Annotated in this window: 7 protein-coding genes and 1 rRNA gene; 5 read left to right on the forward strand and 3 right to left on the reverse strand. The window is 26.3% G+C overall.

All coding sequences use genetic code 4. The annotated features are described in order from the left end of the window. Nucleotides 1-180 precede the first annotated feature (180 nt). From rrf to N9R85_RS03530, 3 genes are all read left to right on the forward strand, one after another. Nucleotides 181-286: ribosomal RNA gene (gene rrf / locus N9R85_RS03520) — 5S ribosomal RNA — on the forward strand. A 70-nt stretch (nt 287-356) separates the two neighbouring features. Then, nucleotides 357-1475 (forward strand): DnaJ C-terminal domain-containing protein, encoded by a 1119-nt coding sequence (locus N9R85_RS03525; protein WP_262858612.1) that lies wholly within the window; start codon nt 357-359, stop codon nt 1473-1475. Nucleotides 1476-1569: 94 nt separating this feature from the next. Beyond that, entirely contained in the window at nt 1570-2151 is a 582-nt protein-coding gene (locus tag N9R85_RS03530; protein WP_262858613.1) for an FMN-dependent NADH-azoreductase, read from the forward strand. A gap of 48 nt (nt 2152-2199) precedes the next feature. On the opposite strand, the gene N9R85_RS03535 is transcribed toward N9R85_RS03530, so the two are convergent. Further along, complete coding sequence (locus tag N9R85_RS03535) at nt 2200-2949, reverse strand: phosphotransferase (RefSeq protein ID WP_262858614.1); 750 nt, start codon at nt 2947-2949, stop codon at nt 2200-2202. Between the two features lie 64 nt (nt 2950-3013). Between N9R85_RS03535 and N9R85_RS03540 the strand changes: the two genes are divergently transcribed. Next, complete coding sequence (locus N9R85_RS03540) at nt 3014-3799, forward strand: type III pantothenate kinase (protein WP_262858615.1); 786 nt, start codon at nt 3014-3016, stop codon at nt 3797-3799. A gap of 38 nt (nt 3800-3837) precedes the next feature. On the opposite strand, the gene N9R85_RS03545 is transcribed toward N9R85_RS03540, so the two are convergent. Then, nucleotides 3838-4800 carry a hypothetical protein gene (locus tag N9R85_RS03545; protein WP_262858616.1) on the reverse strand — a complete coding sequence of 321 codons (963 nt, stop codon included), beginning with the start codon at nt 4798-4800 and terminating at the stop codon, nt 3838-3840. A 178-nt stretch (nt 4801-4978) separates the two neighbouring features. Here N9R85_RS03545 and N9R85_RS03550 point away from each other — a divergent pair, with 178 nt between their 5' ends. Next, on the forward strand, nt 4979-7393 hold the full coding sequence (locus N9R85_RS03550) for a discoidin domain-containing protein (protein WP_262858617.1): 2415 nt from the start codon (nt 4979-4981) through the stop codon (nt 7391-7393). A 125-nt stretch (nt 7394-7518) separates the two neighbouring features. On the opposite strand, the gene N9R85_RS03555 is transcribed toward N9R85_RS03550, so the two are convergent. Beyond that, the coding region (locus N9R85_RS03555; protein WP_262858618.1) for a discoidin domain-containing protein at nt 7519-9068 on the reverse strand (1550 nt) is incomplete at its 5' end.

Consider the following 9068-nt stretch of genomic DNA (forward strand, 5'->3'; position numbering starts at 1 on the left):
TCAAACGACGGTCATTCTAAGGAATGACCCAAATATTTATTAAATTAAATATTTATTTTTAAACTAACTTAATTGATGTGATATAATAATTTCAAATGTAATCAACCTACTTTGATTTCATAGCCCCAAATAAAAAAATAAAAAAAATTTTTGGTTTTTAAATTTATAGTGTATACTATTATCAGTAGCAATAGCAAGAGGGTTCACCTGATACCATTCCGAACTCAGTAGTTAAGCCTCTTTACGCCGACGATAGCCACTTGGTGAAAATAGGGAGCTGCTTTTTTTATACTTTTTTTCCTTAATATATTATTATTTATTAGCAAATAAATTATTATTATGCTAAAATTTAGATTATGAGTAAAAAAGATTATTATGAAACATTAGGTGTAAAAAAAGATGCGACTCAAGCAGAAATAAAATCAGCATATAGAAGCTTAGCTAAAAAATATCATCCTGACAAATTAAAAGATGGAACAAGCGATCAAAAAATGCATCAAATTAATGAAGCTTATGAAATTCTTTCTAATGATGAAAAAAGAAAAATATATGATCAATATGGAGCTGATGCTGCACAAGGAAGAGCTGGAGCGGGCGGTTTCGATGAATCTTCATTTAGTGGTTTTGGCGGTTTCGAAGATATTTTTGAAAATATTTTTGGTGGTAGCTTTAATTCTAGAAGAAGTCAAAGAAATAATAATGTACCTAGAAAAGGAAACGATAAACAAGCATATAAAACAATTACCTTTATGGAAGCGTTTAACGGTGTTCAATTTAAAGAAAAATTAGATAAATATGAATTATGTTTACAATGTTCCGGAACAGGTGCTAAAGATCAAAATTCTTACAAAACTTGTTCAACATGTAATGGAACAGGTGCTGAAACAAAACAATTTAATTCATTGTTTGGTAGACAAATACAAAAGGTTGTTTGTTCAACATGTAACGGTTCAGGAAAAATAATAACAGATAAATGTACTTTATGTAAAGGTCAAAAATATACAAAAAGTTCAAAAGTAGTTAATATATCTATACCAAAAGGAGCATCCAATAATTTAGTTATAAAAGCGGAAGGTTTTGGAGAAAAAGGTTACAATGGTGGAAGACCAGGAGACTTATATTTACAATTATATGTTCAAGAACATCCTTATTTTAAGCGTGATGGATTAGATTTATTTTTAAATTTTGACGTTTCATTTATTGATATTTTTATGGAGAATGAAGTTGATGTACCTACACCACACGGTTTAACTAGAATAAAAATGAAAAAATCTTACTCCAATGGTAAGATAATTAAAATACCAGGAAAAGGTATGGTAAACTCAACTAGAACTGGTGATTTAAGAATTCAAATAAACATTATTGTTCCTGATTTAGGAAGAAGTGATAATAAAAAAATTAATAAAGTTTTTGAAGATATAAAAGATAAAACTAATTATGATTTTGTAAAAAATGTTAATAATACCTTAAAATAACAAAAGGTGTAAAAAAGTACATAAAAAACTACTTTTTATGTACTTTTTTATTTTTTTATGTATAATTTAATTATTAAAAATGAAAGGATTTTAAATGAAAAAAGTATTATTTTTAGACGGTGCATTCTTCACAAATGAAGGATCATACACAACAACACTATTAAACGAATTTGAAAAGGTTGTAGAAAACCCTGAAAGAATTAATTTATCAGGTTCAGAATTTGATAAAACACACTTATCACAAACACATTTCCCATCATTTTATACTGATGTAAATTCAGATAAATGAATAAATAAATTAAAAGAAACAGATTTATTAGTATTATCATCTACAGTTGTTAATTTTACAGTTCCAACAGTTGTTAAGAACTTTATAGATGCAATCGCTGTTGCCGACAAAACTTTCTCATATAAATTATCAAAAGATGGTAACCCAGTTGGATTATTAAGTAATTTAAATGTTGTTATTGTTAGTTCACAAGGTGGACCTCAAGCTGAAGGTACAGAATCATTACAAAATCAATGATTACGTTCAGCTTTCAAATTTGTTGGTGCAAAAAGTATTAACTTTATAAAAGTTAATGGAACAAAAATGCCTGATTTAATCAATGGTGATCGTGTTGCTTATGCTAAATCACGTGTCAATGAATTTAAAGAAATTGTTGATAAATTATAATAAAATAAATATTTAAAAAATCTAGACTTAAAATCTAGATTTTTGTTTTTACTTTTTAAATAAGTTATTTAACTTTTTATATTCAAATTCTTTTATTGTTTCTTCTAATTTTATTATCGATGGTTTATCATCAAAGGGTTTAACGTCTTGAACATTAATTCATAAAATTATCAAGTAATATATAAGTATTTTTTGTTGTATTAAATATTCTTCTCAATATGATTGATATCTATTTAAAAATATTTCTTCTTGTTCTTTATTTAAGAAAGATCCGGTTATAAAATAAGCTAAATCAAAGTGTTTGTCCCCCATCGAAGCATATTCTCAATCTATAAAAAATATTTTATTATCTGATGTTCTTTTAATAATGTTTGCTGTGTATAAATCATTATGAAGAGGTCTGTTGTGTTGACTTTTTGATAATATTAAATTAATACGTTTGTAATACTTGTCTAAAACATCAATTTTAATATTTCTTTCTTTTAAAATTTGACGATATTTTTTAACTCTCGCAGAGTGATTTGATTTAGGGAATTTTAATTCAGAATCATGTAAAGTTTTTAAATTATTTGCAATAATTTCTAAATCTTCTTTTGTAAATTCAGGGTTTTTACCCTCAATTCATTGTCATTCAAGACATTTTGGAGTATCATCTACTAATTTAGGAACAAAATCAAATTTTTCTAATAATTTATAATCCAATTTGTGATTAAATCAATTATATTTTTTAATTTGGTAAAAGTCACCATTATCATTTAAGAATGATTCATTTGTAAATCCTATGTTTATTTTTTTCATTTTGCCTCTTAATTAATTATTTTTTATTTGATTATATCACAATACAAAGTACAATTTATAATATATGATAAACTTTTTAAAAAGAAGACCCAATAAACAATATGTTGTATTTGATATCGGAAACTCTTCTATAAAATATGCGATTTATAATCATAACTATAAATTAATAAAATATAAATTTCAATTAATCGGTAATTTACACGAAAAAAACTTTTTATCTGAAAAAATAAAAAGTTTTTTAAACGAATCTATTAGTACAGAACATAAACAAGAATTGATTTTAGGTTTTGTAAATGACGAAATATATGATTCTTTTAAAAAAAATCTTTTAAATTACTTCCCTAACTCTACCCCTTATATTATTGATAATAAAAAGAAATTTAAAACTGATTTTTCTAATGTTGATATTAATGAATTAGGAATAGATTTAATAGGCCTTTGTGAATCAAATCATTGCTCAAATGCTGTAATTTTTAGTTTAGGAACAGCTTTAACAACAGTTATTATAAAAGATGATAAGTTAGTATCAGTAGCTATTGCTCCTGGTTTTTATGAATCATATTCACATCTTTTTTACAAAATAAGTAAATTGGATAAAAAATATATGAAAACTAATTTAACAAATGATGTAGGAAATGACACTCAATCAGCATTAAATTTAGGGTGCAAAGCTCAAATTTATGGATATATACAATATTTTTTATCTAAATATCCAATTGATGAGTATCAATATAAAATTACAGGAAATGACCAGATAATAAATCAAATTAATATTCAAAATATCGAACATATTAAAACTGAAGTTATGGATGGTTATTTACAAATTTTTATTAACAACAACTCAAACTAATAAGTCGGTTCGGCTTATTTTTTTACTTAAAATTTCACTTACGCTAATGTCAATAGTGAGTCTAATGGTACTTCTAATTCTAACCAGGGTAAAGATGGGGAATCAAACGAAGGAAAAACAACTCCAAAAGATGGTGCAACAACCCAACCAAACGAAGGAAGCATAAGAACTGAAACAACTTCAGGGATAGGTTCACAAAACCAAGGTAATGGACAAGATTCTGCATCTACAGGAACTAGCTCACAAGACCAAGGAACAACCGGTTCAGAAAACCAAGGTGATTCAACAGATAGCCAAGGTAAAGATGGAGAATCAAACGAAGGAAAAACAACTCCAAAAGATGGTGCAACAACCCAACCAAACGAAGGAAGCATAGGAACTGAAACAACTTCAGGGGCAGATTCACAAAACCAAGGTAATGGAGAAGGTTCAGCATCAACAGGAACTAGCTCACAAGACCAAGGAACAACCAGTTCACAAAACAAAGGTTCAAACGGCGAAACAACACCATTAACAGATAATAGTTCACAATCAAATTTTGAACATTCAAACGCTACATTTATATATAAAAATTCATCAAGAAAGACGTTTGATTCGGTTAGCGAAGAAGATTTAGCGAATAAAAATAATTTTGACTCAACAGTTAATGATAATGAATATCAAGTTAATTTTAAATCAGCTATTAAAAACAATTTTGGAATTTTAGTTAAATATACATTAACTTTTAAATCACAAACCTCAGAAGAAAAAGAATATACAATATCAAAAGATACTTTTGAACAAGCTATTGATTTTAGTAATATTAAAGTTAATAATTTTAGATTTAAAGACGCAGAAAATAGAACTTTTAAATCTGTTAAAAACTCAGAATTAATAGAAGAAAATATATTACATGATCAAATTTCTAACTTTACATATAAATTTATTCATGCTACAAAAAATGAATCAAATATAACAGTTACATATAAATTAACTTCTGGATCACAGTCATCCGAAGACAAAACTGCTGTAATTTTAAAGGATACATTTGAAAAAAATAATGTAATAGTTTCAGATGATGAACCAAGTCAACCATTAACTGATTCAGCTCCGGAAAAAACTAACGAATATGGATTAATAACACAAGAATTTACTATTTACAATGAAAATAATTTTGCAAATATTAATGATATTTTAGAAATGGAAAATAATAAATATGTGTTAAAAATATCGAACGACACAAATGGTGTAAAAGCGGGTAAATATCAAATAGTATTTAATAACGAACAAAATGCAAGAGTTTCAAAACCTAGCAATAGTAACTCAATAACTTTAAAAGGTAGTTTAAAAAGTTTAGACAATAACACTACATATAATAATCTAGAATATAATGCTATTTTGAATTTTAAAAATTACAATACAAATGGAGAATTATTATCTCGAAATGCCAATTATGCTACAGTAGATGTAGAAAAATCTAACAAAACAAACGAAAATGATTTAAATAAAATAATTGGTAGACAACAAAATCAACATTTTGAAAATGTATGAACTAACCAAACCAATAAAGAAGAGTGATATAATAACTCAAAAGATACCGAAAACTATGTAACCTTACAAATAAATGACGAAAATATGAAGTGGTTAGATAGAATAGATATGAATATCGGCCCTATGTATGGTTGATTTGATTCGAGAAGAAAACCTAAAAGTGCTAATTTATTACCTGAAAAAATAACAATACAATACTCTGAAGATGGGATAAACTTCCTTGATGTAAAAAATCAAAAATTTAAAAACATAAATGATTTTAAAGACGTTTTTCCGGGTGCTTATATTTATACTCTAAACAATACTAATCAATATTTATCAGGTTTTAAGAATCTTAACGAAGGAAGAAGTAATTATTTCGTTGCTACATCTAATGCAGATATGTATAGATATAGTTTTGCTTTTACACCAATCAAAGCAAAATTTGTTAGAATTAAATATGATGTTCAAAATGTGAATAATAAATATGCTGTTTTTGGGCTATATAATTTAGATGTTAGATTTTTAACAAATTCTTCAAAAAATGAGTTAAATATAACTAGTTCAACTTCTAATAATATTTTATTAAAACCTTTAACAAAAGTAAACAATGCATTAAACCCACAAACTGCTAAATATGTGGTTGAAAATAAAGCATTTAATGTTGAACAAATTAATAAAAAATATGTTATTAAAAATAACATTGAAATCGATAGCCAAAAAGCTAATGAATTAAATATAAAATCGGGAACTTATACAATTAAATATAACGATGAAGATATAAAAGATATTTATAAATATAGCGAAGCAACTAATGTAGAAAATAGTGATAATGGAGATAAATTTATTGATATTAATGCTTTATTGTTAGATAGTAACAATAACATTTTAACTAATGTAGGATATAAATTACATATTTTATTTAAAAAACCTTTGGGTGATATGTATTTTGACAAGAATAATAATGAAGACGTATTTGAATTGAAAAAAGAATTATCAGCACCTACATTTAGTAATAATCAACCTATTGAAAATATACTTTCTTCAATTAATAGCGACCAAAGTAAACGTTGAGATAATTGAGCAAGACATTTACATGATCAAACAGAAGATAAAAATGAATTTGTTTTTGAAGTAAACGGAAATAGTTCAAAAATTATAGATGAGGTTTTATTTAATTATTGAAGAGAAGGTGCTATATACAACTCGTTTGTTGTTTTGCCAGAAGAAATTCATATACAATCATCTAACGATGGACAAAATTGAACAAATGTAAATAATCAAGATAAAATATCAATAAATGATTTTGGTAAAACAGACCCATTTAATGCTAATGAAAATCAAGGAAGATGAAAAGCTTTAGTAACTAATGTTCCGTCAAATAACGGAAATATGTCAAGATTCAATATATTCTTTGAACCAGTTGAAGCTAAATATATTAAATTCAAATGAATTCCACAAAGTAACTTAAATGCATCAGAAAATACAAAACAACACCAAAGAGTTGGGTTTAACGGATTCCAAATTAGATATAGTGATATTCATGAAAATTTAATTTCATCACAAGATCCTTACGAAGCAACAAACGAAGAACAACCAAATTTATCATTGAATAACGCAACTATAACAGCATCAAATCAAGAAACAACAGAACTTTCTCCAATGAATATTATTGATGGATATATTGATAGAAATAATAGTCGTAGATGAGGAACAACTCAATCATCAAACCAAGAAGAAAGAATACTTAATATAACATTAAATGAACCTAAAGATATTTCATCTTTCGCATTATATTTTGAACGCTCAAATATTAGACATTTTCAAATTTTTGCAACAAGTAATAGTGATAATTCAGATATAGAAAACGAACAAAATAAAGTTTATGAATTCAACGCAACTACCGATCAAGAAAGACAAAAAAACATCAAAGACAATTTTACGAACACAATAAAAAATGCAAAAAATATTAGAATTAAATTTTTAAAATATGATCCGACCGGCAATGGAGATGATGAGAAATATCCTTGAAGAAATGTGTCTGTTCTAGAATTTCAAGCATTTAAAAAGAAAATTATTAAATAAAATATATATGTAAATTATTTTTAATTTTAATTAAAAAACAATCATAAAAAAATGATACCCGTAAGTATAAAGGTATCATTTTTTGTATTTGATTTATTTAAATAATTATTTTTAATATATTATTACTATTTTTTCGGTTTAATAAAACTACCAAAAGCTAATATTGAAGTACTTTCACTTGGAACTAAAAATTCATTCTTTCAACTATTATTAACACTATTTTTATATGTATACTCACCAGTTTCTTTGTTTATATTTAAATATAAATCACTAATTTCATATTTAATTGGTTTATTAGTATCTGATTCACCTATATAAAGTATTTTGTTTGTTCAAGGTGTTTTGTTATTTTCAGGTTGACCTTCAGGGATGATAAAGTAAAATTCTTTATCATTAATTTTTTGTATATAAACAGGATATGAATATTCTGCACCATTATCTCTAGTTAATGGTGAATAATTACCTTGATCATTATATACTAAAACTTTATAAGTGCTTGTTTGGTATACATTGCCTGCTACAGGGCTTTTACCTTCTATTAATTTATCATATGTTAAATTCTCATCTTTAATTGAAGTTTTTAGTTTAATTCCACCTCAATCATAACCTTGTATTCCTGTTATTACCATTTTATCATATCATTGTCTAAAATCTGCTCTTGTTGCAACAAGGTATTGCGATTCTATTTCTTCGTTTTTGAATTCAAAAGAATATTTAATAAACACTTGATTATTTTCTTCTAGAACACTTTTAAATTTAAAGTTGTTAATTTCATTTTCGAATTCTTTTTCAACCTTAAAAGTAATTTTACTTTCATTAATTGAAGATAATTTATTATCTCAATTAACACCTTCTTTATCAAGAGTAATATTTATTTTTCTGAAAACAGTTTCTTTAGTTAGAGGAGCATCATATCCTACTTTAAAAGTACCTATTCTTCATCAATGATTTAAGAACTCTTTATTAATTATTCTAACTTTATCGGTCATAACTGGATTATATTTGAATTCTTGTTTTTTATCACCGTTACCAAATTTATCATCAAAATCTTGTCAATTATTTTGATTATCCAAATATTGAACTTTAAATTTTCTTAAAAAATCAGTATCATTATTTAATGATTGAACGAATAGAACTTTAGATACAAGTGTTCTTTTTGGTAAACTAATTGTTAATGTTCAGTCAACTGGTATATTGTGGCCATCTTTACTTCTAACTCAATATTCTGTGGTTTCGTTTTCGTCAAATAAACTGTTTGGGTTGCTATTTTGACCAGTTGCGTTCCGAACCTCATTATTTGAATTGTTTTGTCCCTGATATTCTGAATTAACATATCACCCATTTTCATCCAATTGTGACGGATCATAATATTCTTCTTCTGTTTTTGTAGTTGTTTCGCTATTTCCTGTTGATTCAGAACCTTCTCCATTACCTTGGTCTTGTGAACCTGTTCCTGGAGTTGTTTCACCGTTTGAACCTTGGTTTTCTGTTCCTTGGTCTTGTGAACCTGTTCCTGAAGTTGTTTCACCGTTTGAACCTTGGTTTTCTGTTCCTTGGTCTTGTGAACCTGTTCCTGGAGTTGTTTCACCGTTTGAACCTTGGTTTTCTGTTCCTTGGTCTTGTGAACCTGTTCCTGGAGTTGTTTCACCGTTTGAACCTTGGTTTTCTGTTCCTT

Origin of the sequence: Mycoplasma sp. CSL7503-lung, assembly GCF_025515455.1 — a bacterium.
Lineage (GTDB): Bacteria > Bacillota_I > Bacilli_A > Mycoplasmatales > Metamycoplasmataceae > Mycoplasmopsis.